Here is a 15,506-nt window from a genome sequence, read left to right as displayed (position 1 = left end):
ATGGACGGGTCGCGCCCACGGATCGTGGGACGTCTCGTCCGCCAGCGCGCCTCCCATCCGGACTTTCACCGTCGGTCCCGGAGTTCCACCGGGTCAACCTCTGCCGGGTTCGCACCCGTCATCAGTTCGTGGACTGTCACCACCGGTTCGGACTTGCACCGACCCCGGAGCGCTTGCGTACCGGGAACGATACCCCACGCAGGTGACGGACACGTTGCGCCGGTTCCGTGGGCGTAACCGGACGTCGCGTGACCGCGCTGCGGGCCAGGAGGCGCGGTACGGCCGACCCCGCGACCCACGTCCGCCACCCGGTCCCGCTGGCCGCGGGGCGGAGGTGCGCCGCGCCTCCCGAACCGTCCGTCGGTCCGTCTGCTCAGCCGCGCCCGCGCGCCAACGCCACCGCCTGCCGGAGCGACAGGTCCGGCAGGTACGCGCGCACCACCGCGATCCCGATCGCCGGCAGCGCGACCGGGTCCGGGTAGGCGAGCACCAGCGGGTGCAGCTCGGGGCCGAACTTCTGCTTGAACCGCAGCAGCGACCGGAACCCGTACACCGGCTCGAGGACCCCGCCGACCAGGTCCAGCAGGCTCTGCACGCCGTCGTTCGCCTGCGGGCCCTCGGCGGCCTGCGCGAGCGGGGCCGCGGACAGGCTGAGTCGCTCGACGCCGTCCTCGCGCATCCGGTCGGCCGCACTCGCGACGAGGAACTCCATCACGCCGTTCGGTGCCGCGGGCGTGCGTCGCATGACGTCGAGCGTCCAGGCGACGACCCGGCCGTCCCGGTACCCCGGCAACCAGCTGGTGACCGCGAGCACCGTGCCCTCGGGGTCCTGCGCGACGAGGGTGCGCACCGCGGGGTCGCGCATCTCGTCGACCCCGCCCAGGGTGAACCCCATCTCGGGCAGCTCGCGCTCGGCGACCCACTCCTCGGAGATCGCCTCGATCTGCCGGGTGGTGGACGCGGGCAGCTGCTGCCAGCTCGACCAGGTCGCGGTGAGGCCTTCGCGCGCCGCCTTGTTCACCGAGGTCCGGACGTCCTGCTTCTTCTTCCCGCTCGTCGTCCACGTCCGGGGATCGAAGTCGGCGTCCTCGGCCACCGGGAGCGTCGCCCAACCCTGCGCGGTGAGCACCCCGGCGGTCTCCGCGCCGATGCCGTAGAAGACCGCCGTCCAGCCGTTGTCGTCGCACCACCGGGCGAACGCGGTCATCGCCGCCGTGCGGGCGTCGGGCCAGCCGAAGGGTCCGCCGACCGTCACCGCGACGCGGCCGTTGCGGCGGAAGGCAACGCCGGCGCGTCCGTCCTCGGCGAACCAGTAGGCGTTGCCCTGCCAGGTCGTCATCCAGCCGAACGCGTCCCCGCCACCGGCGACGAGCAGGGCGCGGGCGCGCTCGCGGTCGGCGTGCGCAGCGTCGGCGTCGGTGTCGGGTTCGACGGCCCCGGTCGGCCGGACGGCGGCGATCGCCACGACCAGCCAGAGCACCGGTCCGCTCAGCCCGAGCACGAGCCGGAGCGCGTGGTCGAGCGACGGGAGCCGGTCCCAGAAGCTCACCGGTGCGAGCGGGCCGAGGGCGGCGAGCGCCAACCGCAGGGGGTCCTCGACGTGGTGCGCCGAGGACGCGGCGACGACCAGCACCACGACGACGATGCCGACCGCGGCCGCACCGACGGTCACCGCGAAGGCGACGACGCGGCGCCGGCTGGTGAGCACCGTGAAGGACCGCCGCAGCACGACGAGGACGACCGCGGTCCCGAGCGGGACGACGATCGACGCGACGATGGACACGTCGGTGACGAACTGGTCCTCGAGGCCGTGCTGTGCGACGATGCGCCCCGGGACGAGGCCGTACGTGATCGCGGCGGCGATCGCCGTCACCGTGTCGACGACGACCACGAGCCACACCGCGAAGCGACTGCCGCGGAAGAGCCCGAGTCCGCCGACGACGAGCACGAGCAGGGGCGCGACGGCGAGCACGAGGGTCCACGGGTCGGTCGCACGGAAGGACAGGAGCCCGCGGAGGCACTCCCCCGCGACCGCGTCCGCACGGCAGCCCCGCACCGGGGTGACGGGGCCGGCGCCGACGACCGCGGCGATCGGTGCGAGCAGCCCCACCCGCGCGCGGGAGACCAGCGCGATGACGGGGCCGACGGCGGACACCAGCACCGCGGTGCCGAGCAGCACCCGGATCTCGCGGTGCGAGCTGCGCACCCAGCCCTGCCGCTTCGGCGTGCGGCGCAGGAGTTCGCCGAGCAGCCACCCGGCGGCCGCGGCGAGGACGGCGGACAGGTCGGAGACGTGCCCGGCGTAGAGCAGGAGGGCGGCGACCACGGCGAGGGCGTTCACCCGGATCCGCCGCCGCCACAGCGTCCCCGCGAAGGCGCTGGCGGTGACGACCGTGCCGACGATCGCGGTCCAGGGGTCGAAGCTCGTCGCCCGGCCGATCACCATCGGCACGGCGCCCTTGCCGTCGAGGTCGACGAGCACGGCGAACGCGGCGATGCCCGTGCCGACGACGGTCGTGACCACGAACGCCAGCGCCGTGCGCCAGGACCCCATGAGCCGCTCCGACGCCCCGACGAGCACGACCACCCCGGCGAGCGTCAGCAGCAGGGCGAGCACGCCGGTCGACGCCGCGAAGACCCGGAACGGACCGAACACGGTCGCGTGCGCTCCGTGTTCCAGCCGGAGCACGAACGCGAGCGTCGAGGTCGCCAGCACGAGCAGGACGATCGCCGTGGTGACCGGGCGGGTGACGACGACCCGGCGGACCGTCGCCACTGCCGATGCGACGCCGCTCACAGCGGTCCGCTCGCGGGGAGCCCGAGGTGGTCGAGCAGCGGTGGGAGGCCGTGTGCGAGCACGTAGCGGACGGTGTTCCAGTCGTGCGCCGACCCCGGGGAGACGACCAGCTGCGTGGCGATGCCCTCCCGCTCGGCCGCCGCACGGAGCGTGGCGGTGGACGCCTTGTACGGGGCGTCGTCCCCGCCCACCCCGAACACGACGAGGTGGTCGGCGTACCGGCCGTGGGCGCGCATCTCGGCGACCGGCGTCGCGGCGTCGTAGGCGGAGCGGGAACCGCCGAAGCCGACGGCGATGGTGTGCTGCAGGCTGCCGTTCTTCGGGGCGATCTCGCTCGAGATCGCCAGCGCGGACCCGAAGACGTCGGGGTGGGCGGACGAGAACTGCATCGCGCAGGTGGCCCCCTCGGAGAAGCCGAGCACGCCCCAGCCCGTCGGTGCCGTGGCGACCGCGAGGTGCTTCCGGATCCAGTTGACGGTGTCCGTCATGACGTAGGTCTCGCTGCGCCCGAGCCGCCGGGAGTCCACGCACATCGGGTTGCGGTTCGGGGCGCCGAGCTGGTCCGGGGCGACGACGATCGGGGCGAGGCCGTCGTGCGCTGCTGCATACCGGTCAAGGTAGTGACCGATGTCGCCGGTCTGGAAGAGGTCGGCCGGTTCGCCGGGTTGCCCGGAGAGTGCGACGAGCACGGGCAGCGCCGGGGCGTTCCGGACCTGCGCGGCCGGCGGGAGCCACACCACGGCCTTCCGGGCGTGGAAGTGCGAGATCGTGCCGGGGATCGTCACGCTGAAGGTCTCGCCCTCCTTCGGCATGTCCGCCGGGGCGTGCCAGTCGTGCAGGTCGACGAGCCGCTCGACCGCCGGATCCCGTTCCGCCAGGGTCCGCGTCTTGTAGGGGTTCGTGGCGATGGCCTGCTCGACGTTCTTGTAGAAGCCGAAGTCGACGTTGATGCCGAGTCCCGCTGCGAGCAGCAGGCTCGCGGCGGCGGCCCCGGCGACCACCCGGCCCGTCCAGCCGCCCTGCACGAGCAGCACGACCAGCAGCAGGACCCCGGCGCACGCCAGGGCGACCCACATCCGGGTCACCGAGGTGAACGCGACACCGAACGCGTCCTGGACGTCGCCGAACCACCAGACGAGCGCCAGCCCGGCGACCGCACCGACGCCGAGGGCGGCGATCCGGACGAGGACGCGGCCGAGCGATCGCGGCCGGGCGAGGAGCGCCCACACGACGAGGACGGCGGCGAGCACGTCGACCGGTACGAGGACGGTCGAGCCCGTGATGGGGATGCGCAGGAGGTCGTGGAGCACGCTCTCATCGTGGCGCTGCCCTGCTGCCGGGCGGCCTCGGAGGCGCTTCTGCTCCGCACAGGTTCGCCATGGTCCGCTCCCAGAGAGCCTTCGGCGTTCGTCCAGCGGACGGCGGACACAGGTCCGGCCGACGGCGGGCACGGGTGCGAGGGGCACCGCGGCGCGGTGCCCCTCGAGCCCGTCGGACGTCAGTGCCGCTTGCGCAGCACCAGGGTCCCGGCTCCGGCGAGGAGCAGCAGCAGGGCGATGCCGGCGGGGACGACCGGCGAGGACGCTCCCGTGTAGGCGAGGGTCGGCTGGCTGCTCGACGCAGCCACCGTGCGGACGGCGGCCTGGACGACCGTCGAGGCACCGGCGGTCGTCGCGACGACCGTCGCGGGCCGGGAGGCGCTGGTCGCCACGGCCGCGCCGGCCCCGGTGGCCGGGGTGGTCACCGTGACGGGCGTGGTGCCGTCGCCGGCGCCGTTCCCGTCGCCGGGGTCGGTGCCGTCACCGGGGGTGGTGCCGTCACCGGGGTCCGTGCCGTCACCAGGGGTGGTGCCGTCGCCCGGGTCCGTGCCGTCGCCGGGGTCGGTGCCGTCGCCGGGAGTGGTGCCGCCACCGGGCGTCGTGGTCGAGCTGGTGCCGTCGCCGACGATGCCGATCCCGTTGCCGCCGATGGTGATCGGGAGGCTGATCACGGGTGTGATCTGGCTGCCCGAGAGCAGTCCCCCGTCACCCGAGGTGGATCCGCCCGCGGTGGGCGTCGTGGTCCCGGTCGCCGGGGCGGTGGAACCCGTGCTCGTGCCGTCACCGACGAGGCCGATGCCGTTCCCACCGATCGTCACCGGAACCGACACCACCGGGGACACCTGCGTGCCCGAGGCCGTGCCGTCCGACCCCGAGGTCGAACCACCCGCGGCCGGCGTCGTGGTGCCGGTCGCCGGGGCCGTCGACCCCGAGCTGGCACCGTCACCGAGCAGCCCGATGCCGTTGCCCGACACCGTCACCGGCACCGAGACCGCACCGAGGACCTGCGTCCCCGAGAGCAGTCCGTCACTGCCGGAGGTCGAACCACCCGCGGCCGGCGTCGTGGTACCGGTCGCCGGGGCCGTCGACCCCGAGCTGGCACCGTCACCGAGCAGCCCGATGCCGTTCCCCGACACCGTCACCGGGACGGACACCACGGGCGCGACCTGCGTGCCCGAGGCCGTGCCGTCCGACCCCGAGGTCGTCGGCGCCGCCGCCGGAGCAGCAGGCGTCGAGGCAGCGGGCGCCGTCGCGGCAGCGGACACGGCGTCGCCGCCGACCGCCACCGCGTTGCCCGTGGCGGACACCGGCGCGGTCACCGCACCGGCGACCTGGGTCCCCGAGGCGATGCCGTCCGACCCGGAGGTCGTCGGCGCCGCAGCGGGCGCAGCAGCAGGGGCCGCCGGAGCAGCCGAAGCCGCCGGAGCCGGAGCCGGTGCGGATGCCGCGGCAGCGTCGCCACCGACCGCGATCGCGTTGCCCGCGACCTGCACGGGCGCCGCGACGTCCGGCACGACCTGCGTCCCCGAGGCGATGCCGTCGGCACCCGACGTGGACGGTGTCGCGGCCGGAGCCGAGGACGACGGTGCTGCCGGAGCCGCGGGCGCTGCGGGACGGGTGACCGACGCCACGGCGTCACCGAGGACCCCGAGTGCGTTGCCGGTCGCGGACACCGGCGCGTCGATCGACGGCGCCACCTGTGTGCCCGAGGCGGTGCCGTCCGCTCCGGAGGTCGTCGCCGCGTTCGCCGCGACCGCACCCCCGAGCGTCAGACCGCCGACGAAGAGGGCGAACCAGAGCCCTCTCGAGACGTACTTGTTCATGATCGTTGCTCCCTGATCGAGATGAGATGTGGACCGACCGCGATGGCGGCCGGTGGTGCGTGCCTGCCGTGTCGGACAGGCGCACCGATCTCAGTCAGGGGCGACGTCGTGCTCGCCGACGATGGACGCGGGGACGGCGTCGTCGGCGATGGTGCCGCGTGACCCCGCGGCGCGGGAGACCTGGTCGTCGGAACCGACGATGCCGACGGCTGCTGCCGACCCGGCGGAACCGGCAGCACTGCCGCCGAGGGCACCGGTGGCGGAACCGTCCGCGGGGCCGCCGAACGTGACGCCGTGGCCCTCGGGGACGAGGAGTGCCCGGCCGCCGAACGTCGCGTCCTGCACGCCCGGTGCAGCGGCGGCGCTCGCGCCTCCGGCGAGCACGGAGGCCCGCACGGTGGCGACGGCGTCCGTCCGCTCGGCAGCGCTGTCCGGCGCCACGGTTGCCGGCGCGACAGCGCTGGCGGCGCCCGGGGACGTGAGCGACGGTGTCGACGCGACCGGGGCCGTGGACGTGCCGCCCACCGGAGCGGTGGGGAGGCCGACGACGGGATCCGTGCCTCCTGGCAGGACGCCGCCGACCGTCGGCGGCAGGCCGGTGAGCACGTCCGGCACCGATCCGACGACCGTGCCGACGCCGCCGAGGGTGTCGTCCACCAGCCCGCTGACCGGGTCGGTCACGGTGCCGAGGGTGTCGTCGCCGAGGACCGTGCCGACGACCGGGAGGCCGCCGACCACCTGGTCGAGCGTGTGCACGACGGTGGTCACCGGGCGAGCGTCGGTGAGGGTCTGGACGGCGCCGGTGACGGGACGGAGGACGGTCGCGACCGTGCCGGTGGCGGGCCTGGAGGCGCTGCTCGCCTCCGCCGGTCCGGCCTGCGGTGCTGCGGGGGTCGCGCCGGTCGCTTCGGGTGCCGCCGCGGGGGCGGTCGCGGGCTGCGCTGCCGGTGCTGAGGGTGCAGCCGGGGCGGGCGCGGTGTGTGCCGGTGTGGACGGTGCCGGAGCGGCGCTCGACGGCTGCGTGTGGGCCGGAGCGGCGCTCGACGGGCGGGTCGGCGCCGGAGCGGCGGGGGCGGGTGCCGCCGGGGCCGCGGGTGCCGGGTGCGCTGCCGGGGCGCTCGGTGCGGGCGCGGCCGGAGCTGCCGGAGCGGCGGGGACGACGGCCTTCCGGACCGGGGCGACGACGCCGTCGACGACGTGCCCGACCCCACCGGCGACGCCTTGGACGGTGTCGCCGAGGCCGTCGACGACCCCGCCGACCAGCCCGCGCTGCTGCGACGGGTGGGTCTGCAGCGTCTGCTGGGCGGGCGCGGGGGCCGCCGCGGCCGGACGAGCGCCGAGCACCAACGAGAGCAGCACGAGGGCAGCGGCGATGCCGACGCCGAACACGACGTACCGGATCATCGCGCGCCAGGGTGCGCGCAACGGCTGGTCCATGCGCTCACCTCCTGATCTCGGCTGCGCACGTAGAGTGGTTGTCCGGCAATGTACGCCGCTCCGTTCCGGAACGCACCCTGTTTCGGAAGAAATCGTCAGGAAAGGCCGGTCTTGGTCTCGATCTTCAACGCCCCGACGCGCAACCTGGACGTCGTCACCCTGCACGAGATCCTGCGACTCCGGCAGGACGTGTTCGTGGTCGAGCAGGCAGCCGCCTACCCGGACATCGACGGGCGCGACCTCGAGCCCGGCACGCTGCAGTTCTGGGCGGGGCACGGCTCGGTCGACGCCACGCTCCGGCTCCTCCGCGAGGACGACGGCACCGAGCGCATCGGCCGCGTCGCCACCGCGAAGGCCGCCAGGGGGCAGGGACTCTCGTCGCTGCTGATGGAAGCCACGATCGCCGAGGCACGCTCCCCGCGCATCGCGATCGACGCGCAGGCACACCTCGAGCAGTGGTACGCCCGGTTCGGGTTCGTGCGCTCGGGCGAGGACTTCGACGAGGACGGGATCCCCCACCTCCCGATGACCCGCACGCGCTGAGTCAGGCCCGCCAGCGCCGGAGCTCGTCGAACGACCGCCCCTGCTGTGCACGGTCGGCGACGAGCCGTTCGAACACGATGTTCGTCTGCGTCGTCGCCACCGAGGGGTCGCCGCTGAGCTCGTCGGCCACGAAGTCGCGGAGCTGCTCGGTGGACGTGCACGCGATGTGCACGAGGAAGTCCTTGTCGCCGGCCAGGAACGACACGTCCTGCACGACGGGCACCCGGAGCAGCCGCTTCGCGAAGTCGCGGAGCTCGTGGCGTGCTGCGGCGTGCACCCGGACCGAGACCATCGCCTCGATCGCGAAGCCGAGCCGTGCGACGTCCACGTCGGCCCGGTAGCCACGGATGACCCCGGCGTCCTCGAGTGCGCGGACGCGCGTCAGGCACGTCGACGGGGCGATGCCGACCGCAGCGGCGAGGCGGTTGTTCGGGATCCGGGCGTCAGCGGCGAGGGTCCAGAGGATCCGCTCGTCGACCTCGTCGAGGCGCGGCGCGGGATCGGGGCGACGGACGTGGCGATCGGACACGGCTCGACGCTACCGCGGCCCGGCGAGGAGCTGCCGCAGGACCCCGGTGAGCGCGTCCGAGACCGCCTGGTGGTCGGCCGACGCGAGCGGCTCGACCTTCGTGGACGTCCGGAGCATCGTCATGCCGAGCACCACCGCCAGGGCGATCTCGGCGCGGAGGAGCAGGTCGTCGGTGACCTCGTCGTGGACGGCCCCGGCGAGTCGTTCGGCGTAGCGGCGCAGTGTCTCGCGGCGGATGGCGTCCGCGCCGTCGTCCCCCGAGGAGCGCAGCAGCAGCATGAGCTGGAGCGAGTCGTCGTCGGTCGGGGACCGGACGGCGTGCTCGATCATGCCGGCGAGGGACCGCTCGAGGTCCGGCACGGGCCGCTCCTCGGCGCCGAGGTCGCGGGCGACGCGGTCGAGACACTCCCGGAAGAGCCCCTCCTTCGACACGAAGTACCGGTTGATCAGGGCGACGTTCACGCCGGCGTCCGCAGCGATGTCGCGCACGGTGGTGGCCCGGTAGCCGTCGAAGGCGAACCGACGTCGCGCGGCCTGCACGAGCAGTCGGCGGGTTGCCTCGGCGTCCTTGCTCATGCTCCGAGCGTAGCGGTTCGGGGACGGATGTAAGCAAGTGTTGACATCCGCCTGGAACCGCGTACCCTCGTCAAGTCAGCAACTGTTTACATCCGAGCGTACGGAGCACGATGACCGAGACCATGGAGACCCCGCGGACCGGGTCCCACCCCACCACCGGTGCGCGCCGGCCGAACAGCACGGCGATCATCGTCTACCTGTCGCTCGGCGGCCTGTCCTTCGCCGTCCTGCAGTCGCTCGTCGCACCGGCGCTGTCGACCATCGGACAGGACCTCGGCGCCTCCACGAGCGCGACGAGCTGGGTGCTCACGGCGTACCTGCTCTCGGCGTCGGTGCTCACGCCGATCCTCGGCCGGCTCGGGGACATGGTCGGCAAGCGCAAGGTGCTCATCGTCGTCCTGTCGATCCTCCTCGTCGGCGCCGTCCTCGCCGCTCTCGCACCGAACCTCGGCACGCTGATCGTCGGTCGCGCGCTCCAGGGTGCCGCCGGTGCCGTGATGCCGCTGTCGATCGGCATCGTCCGCGACGAGCTCCCGAAGGAGAAGGTCAGCGTCACGATCGGCCTGCTGTCGGCGATCTTCGGCATCGGCGCGGGCGTCGGGATCGTCGCCGCGGGCCCGATCGTCGAACACCTCTCGTGGCACTGGCTGTTCTGGCTCCCCGCCGTGCTCGTCGTCATCGCTCTGATCGGCGCGGTCTTCGGCATGCCCGAGTCCCCTGTCCGGAAGCCCGGTCGCCTGGACATGCTCGGCACCGGTGTGCTCGCGGTCTCCCTGGTCGCGATCCTGCTGGCGATCAGCGAGGGCGAGACCTGGGGCTGGGGCGACGGCAAGACCGTCGGTCTGCTGATCCTCGGCGCGGTCGCACTCGTCGCCTTCGTGCTCGTCGAGCTCCGCGTCGCCGAACCGCTCATCGACGTCCGGCTGTTCGCGGTCCGCGGCGTCTGGACGGCCCACGTGGTCGCGCTCGTCTTCGGCTTCGCGATGTTCGGCACGTTCGTCCTCGTCCCGACGCTCCTCCAGCTCCCGACCGCCGTCGGGTACGGGTTCGGCAAGGACGTGACCGAGGCCGGGCTCTTCCTGCTCCCGACCGTCGTCATGATGATCATCGCCGGGCCGATCGCCGGCATCCTCGTCCGCAAGGTCGGCCCGAAGCCGCCGATGCTGCTCGGTGGGGTCGCCATCGTCGCCGCGTTCCTCATCCCCGCGATCTCACACGCCGCGATCGCCGAGGTCGTCGTGTCCGGCGTCCTGATCGGCATCGGCATCGGCCTCGCCCTCGCCGCGTGCTCGAACGCGATCATCGAGAGCGTCCCCGCGAACCAGACCGGCGAGGCCATCAGCGCCAACACCGTCGTCCGCACGATCGGCTCCAGCGTCGGCACCGCGGTCATCGCGGCACTGATCACGTCGCACACCACCGCGCAGGGGCTGCCGACCGACGACGCGTTCACGATCGGGTTCTGGGCGTGCACGGGCGTGGCCGTCCTCGCGGTCCTCGCCGCCGTCGCGGCACCGTCGATGCGGGCGCGGCGGGCCGCTGCCGCCGCACGCGGGATCGACGACCTGGACGAGACCGCGTCCTAGCGCACCACGGCGGTCCAGACCCGACCGTCTCCGGAGGCCCGTCCAGCGTCGACGACGCGAGCCGGGCCTCCAGTCCGTCACTCGCTCCCGCGCGCGGCGGACGCGCCGAAGCCCGTGTTCTTCTCGGCGCGTGACCGTTCCGGTTCGCGATCCCCGGCATCCGCGAACCAGAACGGTCACGCGCCGGACGGAACCTGCTCGTCGCCGGCGGTCCTGGGAACCCGCCGAGCATGCGCGTCGCAGGCGTGACGACTCCTGTCCCCGACGCGTCACCCTGGTGGGTGCGGACGACCGCGCCCGAGGAACAGGAGACACCATGAGCACCGACCACGACGACACCACGACCGGCAAGCCGTCCTTCCGTGACACCGTCACCGCCGGGCTCGTGCAGAAGGCGCTCGAGCCGGTGCTCCGCGCCGTCCGCGACGAGGTCGCTTCCGCACGACGCGAGATCGGCGACCGCGTCAGCGGCGCGAAGACGGGCCTCGTCCTCACCGGTGTCGCGGTGGCGTTCGCGCTGACGACCCTCGTCCTGCTCGCCGGGTTCGTGGTGGTGCTGCTCGCGCTCGTGCTCCCGCTCTGGGCCGCGACCGGCATCACGCTCATCGTGTTCGGCGTCGTCACCGCGGTCCTCGCGGCCGTCGGCATCGCCGGCATCCGTCGGGGTGTGCCGCCGGTGCCGTCCGACACGATCCACGAGGTGCAGGAGCGCGTGGCGAACCGCTGACTACATCGCGAGCGTCATGCCGACGACGGCGACCGTCATCGCGAAGACCTCGCCGCTCCGGACGGCACGCCGGTCTTCTCGTGCCCACTCGTGGCGGAGCAGCCACCCGCTGAACGCGGCGTAGCCGATCACTCCGGCGCCGAGCACCGCGGTCAGGGCGATGCCGTGGCCCGCGTGTCCGTCGGCGATGCCCGTGGCGTGCCCCATCAGGAGCATCCCGGACATCACGACCGCCGACAGCGCCCGGTGGACGTCCATCGGCTCGGCACGGCGACCGTCGGCGCGGCGCCGCCGCATGACGGGCAGCGGCGCGAGGAGCAGGAGCACGGTGGCGGCGAGGAGCGTCCACACCGCTCCGGCGTGCACGACGGGCATGAGCATCGCGACGAGCATCACCGCCGCGGGGACGATCACGCCCGGGCGAGGCCGGTACCGGTCCCCCACGATGCAGCACACCGACGCGAACTGCGGCACGACGAGCATGGCGTCGGCGACGGTCTCGTGCACGGGGTGTCCTCGGGCGGCGGGGTGGTGCGGGTCGGGGTCAGTCCTCGGTGCGGCCAGCGGCCTTCGCGGCACGCTCCTGCTTCACGCGGGCGTTCTCGGCGTGCACCGCGGCCTGCGTCGCACGCTCGCGGACGAGCCACTCGGGCTTCTGCTCGAGCAGCGTCTTGATCTCCGCCGTGGTGAGCGGTTCGTCGATGCCCGCACGGGTCAGCCCCGAGATCGACACGCCGAGCTTCTGCGCCACGACGGGTCGCGGGTGCGGTCCGTCGCGACGGAGGTCCTCGAGCCAGGTCGGGGGTTCCGTGCGGAGTTCGTCGAACGCGGTCCGGCTGATCGGCGCGTCCCGGAAGGTCTCCGGGGCGGCCGCCAGCAGGATGCCGAGCTTCTTCGCGGCCGTCTCGGGCTTCATGGTCTGTTCCTGCGCCATGGACACAAGGGTACGGCCCCTATGCTCGGTTGCATGACCGCGGCACTCACCATCGCCTTCGTGCCGGGGGTGTCCCCCGCGAAGTGGGCCCGCGTCTGGCGCGAGCGCTTCCCCACGACCGAGCTCCGACTCCGCCCGATCGGAGCGGACGAGGTCGACGACGCACTCGCCGGCGAGGCCGACATGGTGTTCGCCCGGATCCCCGTGTCGGACACGCACAACGCCATCCCGCTCTGGACCGAGACCGCCGTCGTCGCGATGCCGAAGGACTCCCCGCTCGCGGACCTCGCCGAGGTCGACCTCGCCGCGACGGACGTGCACGTCGTCGACCCCGGCCCGGTCCCGGACGACGTCGACGCCACGCTCGACCTGGTCGAGGCGAACGTCGGCGTGGCCGTCCTCCCCCAGTCCCTCTTCCGTGCCGCGAGCCGCAAGGAGCTCGTCAGCCGCACGCTCGCCGGCTCGTCCGGCACCCGGATCGTGCTCGTCTGGCGTTCCGAGGACGCCACCGAGACCACCGAGGAGTTCATCGGCGTGGTCCGCGGGCGCACCGCGAACAGTTCGCGGGGCGACCAGGACCAGCCAGGAGGCGCGGCTCCCGACCCGAAGGACGGGTCGCGTCCGGCGAAGGGCGGCGGCAAGGCCGCACCGTCGAACGCGAAGACGGTCGCCAAGCGCGGCGCCACCAAGGGCACCGGTGGCAAGAGCGGCGGCGGGAAGAACTCGACCGGTCGCGGCCGTGTGCAGCGCGGCATGAAGGGCAAGCCGAAGCGCGGGTCGAAGGGCAACCGGTGACCGACACGCACCTCGTCGCGATGCCGGCCGAGCGACTGCCCGGGTGGCTCGACCGCACGATGGCGGAGTACGTCGAGTCACGCATCCGGGCGGGCGAGACGCGGGAGCGCGCGGAGGCGAACAAGCAGCAGTCCCTCGACAAGTGGTTCCCCGACGGCACGCCGCTGCCCGAGCACTTCGTCTGGGACGTCCTCGACGGTGTCGACGCCGTGGTCGGGTACCTCTGGATCGGCCCGTTCGCACCGGGCAGCACCGACTGGTGGGTGTTCGACGTCGAGATCGACGAGCCGCACCGACGCAGGGGGCACGCCCGCCGAGCGCTCGAGCAGGCGCACGAGGTCGCCCGCGCGAACGGCGCCCGGACCATCGGCCTGAACGTGTTCGGGTACAACACGGGCGCGCAGGACCTCTACGAGCGACTCGGCTACGGCGTCACCGCGACGCAGATGCAGCTCCCGCTCGACTGACTCAGCGCATCACGGCCGCAGCCGCCCGCGCCACCCGGTCACCACGTGCCGCTTCCGCTGCGGCACGCGCCTCGGTCACGATCCGGGTGTCCGCCCGGACGGCCGAACCCGCGTCGAACGGCGGCTGCGGGTCGTACTCGATCTGGAGCTGGATCGCCTCGGCTGCAGGCTGCCCGGCCAGCTCGGCCGCGAGCCAGAGCGCCATGTCGATGCCGGCGCTCACCCCGGCCGCGGTGACGACGGCCCCGTCGTCCACGACACGGTCGTCGACCGGCTGCGCGCCGAACGCCGCGAGCATCGGCTTCGATGCCCAGTGCGTCGTCGCGCGCTTGCCGGCGAGCAACCCCGCCGCGCCGATGACGAACGCGCCGGTGCACACCGAGGTCACCCAGGTGGCGCGCTCGGCCTCGCGCCGGACGAACGCGATCACCGCGGGGTCGAGCATCGCGTCGAAGGCGCCGTCGCCGCCGGGGACGACGAGCACGTCGGCCGGGCTGGCGTCCGCGATGGTCGTGGTCGGCACGAGGGACAGCCCACAGTCGCTCGGTACCGGGTCGAGCGTCGCCGCGACGTACTCGACGCGGGCTCCCGGGACGCGGGACAGCACCTGCGCCGGCCCGGTCAGGTCGAGCTGCGTCAGGCCGGGGAACAACAGGAACGCGATCCGGATCTCGGCCGGGTCGTGCTCGGGGGTGCCGGCACCGGGGTCGTCGGACGGCTCGGGCGTCGGCACCTCGGCGTCGAGGGGCACCTCCACCACCTCGGCCTCGACCGGGTGGACGGGGCGGACGCGCGGGTTCTCGGAGCTCATGCCGCGACCCTAGCCCTGCACCGTCGGCACCGTCGGGGTCAGCTCCAGACGCCGGAGGTCCCCCGGCGGTGGCTGCCGACGAGGTGCGTGTCGACGATGCCGAGCGCCTCCATCAGCGCGTACATCGTGGTGGGCCCGACGAAGGCGAAGCCCCGCTTCCGGAGCGCCTTCGACAGTGCGACGGACTCGTCCGACTTCGTCGGGACGTCGGCGTACGTGAGCGGCTCGGGCGTCGTCGCCGGCCGGAACGACCACACGAAGTCGGCCAGGCCGCCGTCCTCGCGCAGGGCGATCGTGGCGTTCGCGTTGGTGATCGTCGCGAGGATCTTCGCCCGGTTCCGCACGATGCCGGCGTCGGCCATGAGCCGTGCGACGTCGTCCTCGCCGAACGCCGCGACCGTGTCGGCGTCGAAGTCCGCGAACGCTGCCCGGAACGCCGGACGCTTCGCGAGGATCGTCCGCCACGACAGCCCGGACTGGAACGCCTCGAGCGACAGGCGTTCGAACACTCCGCGCTCGTCCCGCACGGGCATGCCCCACTCGGTGTCGTAGTAGTCGCGCAACAGCTCGTCACTCGATGCCCACACGGGCCGGGCGAGGCCGTCGTCACCCACGACGAGGTCGGACGGGACAGCGGCGACGGGCTCGGAGCTCATGGCACCATCCTGGCCGTCGCCGCCGACACCCGTCGTCGCTCACTCGGCGGGCGGACCGTCCTGCGCTGCCTGCGGGTCCATCCACACGTACTCCCAGCGGTGCCCGTCGGGGTCCACGAAGCTCCGCTGGTACATGAACCCGAGGTCCATCTCGGGGCGGTCCTCGGAGCCACCGGCGGCGACCGCTGCGTCGACGATCCGGTGCACCTCGTCCTTGGAGTCGGCGCTGAGCGAGTTGATGACCTCGATCGTGTCCGCGTCGGCGATGGTCTTCGTGGTGAACTCCGCGAACTTGGCGTGGGTGAGCACCATGACGTAGATGGTGTCGCTCACCACGACGCACGCCGCGGTGTCGTCGCTGAACGCCGGGTTGATCGAGTAGCCGAGGGCCTCGTAGAACGCCTTCGAGCGCTCGAGGTCGGCGACGGGCAGGTTGATGAAGACCATCGTGTCCATGGGGAGGATCCTTTCGTCGTGCTCAACCTGGCGCGCCCGGGGACGGAGCG

At 73.4% G+C, this 15,506-nt stretch carries 16 protein-coding genes and 1 riboswitch; of the genes, 5 read left to right on the top strand and 11 right to left on the bottom strand.

The window, feature by feature from the left end; all coding sequences use genetic code 11:
• Positions 1–41: 41 nt before the first annotated feature.
• Positions 42–176: riboswitch (FMN riboswitch) on the bottom strand.
• A 197-nt stretch (positions 177–373) separates the two neighbouring features.
• The 4 genes from ACIPKM_RS10315 to ACIPKM_RS10300 all read right to left on the bottom strand — a co-directional run bounded on the left by ACIPKM_RS10315 (position 374) and on the right by ACIPKM_RS10300 (position 7,376).
• The gene (locus tag ACIPKM_RS10315; protein WP_402736705.1) at positions 374–2,797 is read right to left on the bottom strand and encodes a bifunctional lysylphosphatidylglycerol flippase/synthetase MprF; all 2,424 of its coding nucleotides are present in this window, start codon (positions 2,795–2,797) and stop codon (positions 374–376) included.
• On the bottom strand, positions 2,794–4,107 hold the full coding sequence (locus tag ACIPKM_RS10310) for an alpha/beta hydrolase (RefSeq protein ID WP_402736704.1): 1,314 nt from the start codon (positions 4,105–4,107) through the stop codon (positions 2,794–2,796). The genes ACIPKM_RS10315 and ACIPKM_RS10310 overlap by 4 nt, the downstream gene beginning before the upstream one ends.
• Positions 4,108–4,295: 188 nt before the next feature.
• Positions 4,296–5,939, bottom strand: coding sequence for a chaplin family protein (locus ACIPKM_RS10305; RefSeq protein ID WP_402736703.1), 1,644 nt, complete (start codon positions 5,937–5,939; stop codon positions 4,296–4,298).
• Between the two features lie 90 nt (positions 5,940–6,029).
• Positions 6,030–7,376, bottom strand: a complete 1,347-nt coding sequence (locus ACIPKM_RS10300) for a hypothetical protein (RefSeq protein ID WP_402736702.1) — start codon at positions 7,374–7,376, stop codon at positions 6,030–6,032.
• 111 nt (positions 7,377–7,487) lie between these two features.
• Here ACIPKM_RS10300 and ACIPKM_RS10295 point away from each other — a divergent pair, with 111 nt between their 5' ends.
• The gene (locus ACIPKM_RS10295) at positions 7,488–7,919 is read left to right on the top strand and encodes a GNAT family N-acetyltransferase (RefSeq protein ID WP_402736701.1); all 432 of its coding nucleotides are present in this window, start codon (positions 7,488–7,490) and stop codon (positions 7,917–7,919) included.
• 1 nt (position 7,920) lies between these two features.
• Here the strand turns inward: ACIPKM_RS10295 and ACIPKM_RS10290 are convergent, their stop codons facing one another.
• Positions 7,921–8,448: an Lrp/AsnC family transcriptional regulator gene (locus tag ACIPKM_RS10290; RefSeq protein ID WP_070418327.1), complete on the bottom strand. Its 528-nt coding sequence runs from the start codon at positions 8,446–8,448 to the stop codon at positions 7,921–7,923.
• A gap of 9 nt (positions 8,449–8,457) precedes the next feature.
• Positions 8,458–9,024, bottom strand: a complete 567-nt coding sequence (locus ACIPKM_RS10285; RefSeq protein ID WP_071296392.1) for a TetR/AcrR family transcriptional regulator — start codon at positions 9,022–9,024, stop codon at positions 8,458–8,460.
• A gap of 110 nt (positions 9,025–9,134) precedes the next feature.
• Between ACIPKM_RS10285 and ACIPKM_RS10280 the strand changes: the two genes are divergently transcribed.
• Positions 9,135–10,610 (top strand): MFS transporter, encoded by a 1,476-nt coding sequence (locus ACIPKM_RS10280; protein WP_402736700.1) that lies wholly within the window; start codon positions 9,135–9,137, stop codon positions 10,608–10,610.
• Positions 10,611–10,926: 316 nt separating this feature from the next.
• A complete protein-coding gene (locus ACIPKM_RS10275) occupies positions 10,927–11,337 on the top strand; it encodes a phage holin family protein (protein WP_402736699.1) in 411 nt (136 codons plus the stop codon).
• Here ACIPKM_RS10275 and ACIPKM_RS10270 read toward each other — a convergent pair whose 3' ends face one another.
• Together ACIPKM_RS10270 and ACIPKM_RS10265 are read right to left on the bottom strand one after the other, a co-directional pair.
• Positions 11,338–11,844 carry a hypothetical protein gene (locus ACIPKM_RS10270; RefSeq protein ID WP_071296394.1) on the bottom strand — a complete coding sequence of 169 codons (507 nt, stop codon included), beginning with the start codon at positions 11,842–11,844 and terminating at the stop codon, positions 11,338–11,340. It lies immediately after the preceding gene.
• A gap of 37 nt (positions 11,845–11,881) precedes the next feature.
• The gene (locus ACIPKM_RS10265; protein WP_070418322.1) at positions 11,882–12,271 is read right to left on the bottom strand and encodes a DUF5997 family protein; all 390 of its coding nucleotides are present in this window, start codon (positions 12,269–12,271) and stop codon (positions 11,882–11,884) included.
• 33 nt (positions 12,272–12,304) lie between these two features.
• Here ACIPKM_RS10265 and ACIPKM_RS10260 point away from each other — a divergent pair, with 33 nt between their 5' ends.
• Both ACIPKM_RS10260 and ACIPKM_RS10255 read left to right on the top strand, forming a co-directional pair.
• Positions 12,305–13,066, top strand: coding sequence for a LysR family transcriptional regulator substrate-binding protein (locus tag ACIPKM_RS10260; protein WP_402736698.1), 762 nt, complete (start codon positions 12,305–12,307; stop codon positions 13,064–13,066).
• A complete protein-coding gene (locus tag ACIPKM_RS10255; RefSeq protein WP_402736697.1) occupies positions 13,063–13,533 on the top strand; it encodes a GNAT family N-acetyltransferase in 471 nt (156 codons plus the stop codon). Before ACIPKM_RS10260 ends, ACIPKM_RS10255 begins: the two co-directional genes overlap by 4 nt.
• Before the next feature lies 1 nt (position 13,534).
• Here the strand turns inward: ACIPKM_RS10255 and ACIPKM_RS10250 are convergent, their stop codons facing one another.
• From ACIPKM_RS10250 to ACIPKM_RS10240, 3 genes are read right to left on the bottom strand one after another with little or no spacing between them, the layout of a single operon-like run.
• Positions 13,535–14,344, bottom strand: coding sequence for a DJ-1/PfpI family protein (locus tag ACIPKM_RS10250; RefSeq protein ID WP_229086308.1), 810 nt, complete (start codon positions 14,342–14,344; stop codon positions 13,535–13,537).
• Between the two features lie 38 nt (positions 14,345–14,382).
• Positions 14,383–15,000 (bottom strand): DNA-3-methyladenine glycosylase I, encoded by a 618-nt coding sequence (locus ACIPKM_RS10245; RefSeq protein WP_402736696.1) that lies wholly within the window; start codon positions 14,998–15,000, stop codon positions 14,383–14,385.
• Between the two features lie 39 nt (positions 15,001–15,039).
• Complete coding sequence (locus ACIPKM_RS10240) at positions 15,040–15,456, bottom strand: VOC family protein (RefSeq protein ID WP_071296396.1); 417 nt, start codon at positions 15,454–15,456, stop codon at positions 15,040–15,042.
• Positions 15,457–15,506 lie beyond the last annotated feature (50 nt).

Source organism: Curtobacterium sp. NPDC086286, assembly GCF_044746255.1.
Taxonomy (GTDB): Bacteria; Actinomycetota; Actinomycetes; order Actinomycetales; family Microbacteriaceae; genus Curtobacterium.
The sequence above is the reverse complement of the archived record's forward strand: the minus strand, read 5'-3'. Positions and strand labels throughout refer to the sequence as shown.

Coding starts and splice junctions, on each gene's coding strand:
- ACIPKM_RS10305 (WP_402736703.1), bottom strand. CDS start 5,939: ATGAACAAGTACGTCTCGAGAGGGCTCTGGTTCGCCCTCTTCGTCGGC.
- ACIPKM_RS10300 (WP_402736702.1), bottom strand. CDS start 7,376: ATGGACCAGCCGTTGCGCGCACCCTGGCGCGCGATGATCCGGTACGTC.
- ACIPKM_RS10285 (WP_071296392.1), bottom strand. CDS start 9,024: ATGAGCAAGGACGCCGAGGCAACCCGCCGACTGCTCGTGCAGGCCGCG.
- ACIPKM_RS10280 (WP_402736700.1), top strand. CDS start 9,135: ATGACCGAGACCATGGAGACCCCGCGGACCGGGTCCCACCCCACCACC.
- ACIPKM_RS10275 (WP_402736699.1), top strand. CDS start 10,927: ATGAGCACCGACCACGACGACACCACGACCGGCAAGCCGTCCTTCCGT.
- ACIPKM_RS10265 (WP_070418322.1), bottom strand. CDS start 12,271: ATGGCGCAGGAACAGACCATGAAGCCCGAGACGGCCGCGAAGAAGCTC.
- ACIPKM_RS10260 (WP_402736698.1), top strand. CDS start 12,305: ATGACCGCGGCACTCACCATCGCCTTCGTGCCGGGGGTGTCCCCCGCG.
- ACIPKM_RS10250 (WP_229086308.1), bottom strand. CDS start 14,344: ATGAGCTCCGAGAACCCGCGCGTCCGCCCCGTCCACCCGGTCGAGGCC.
- ACIPKM_RS10245 (WP_402736696.1), bottom strand. CDS start 15,000: ATGAGCTCCGAGCCCGTCGCCGCTGTCCCGTCCGACCTCGTCGTGGGT.
- ACIPKM_RS10240 (WP_071296396.1), bottom strand. CDS start 15,456: ATGGACACGATGGTCTTCATCAACCTGCCCGTCGCCGACCTCGAGCGC.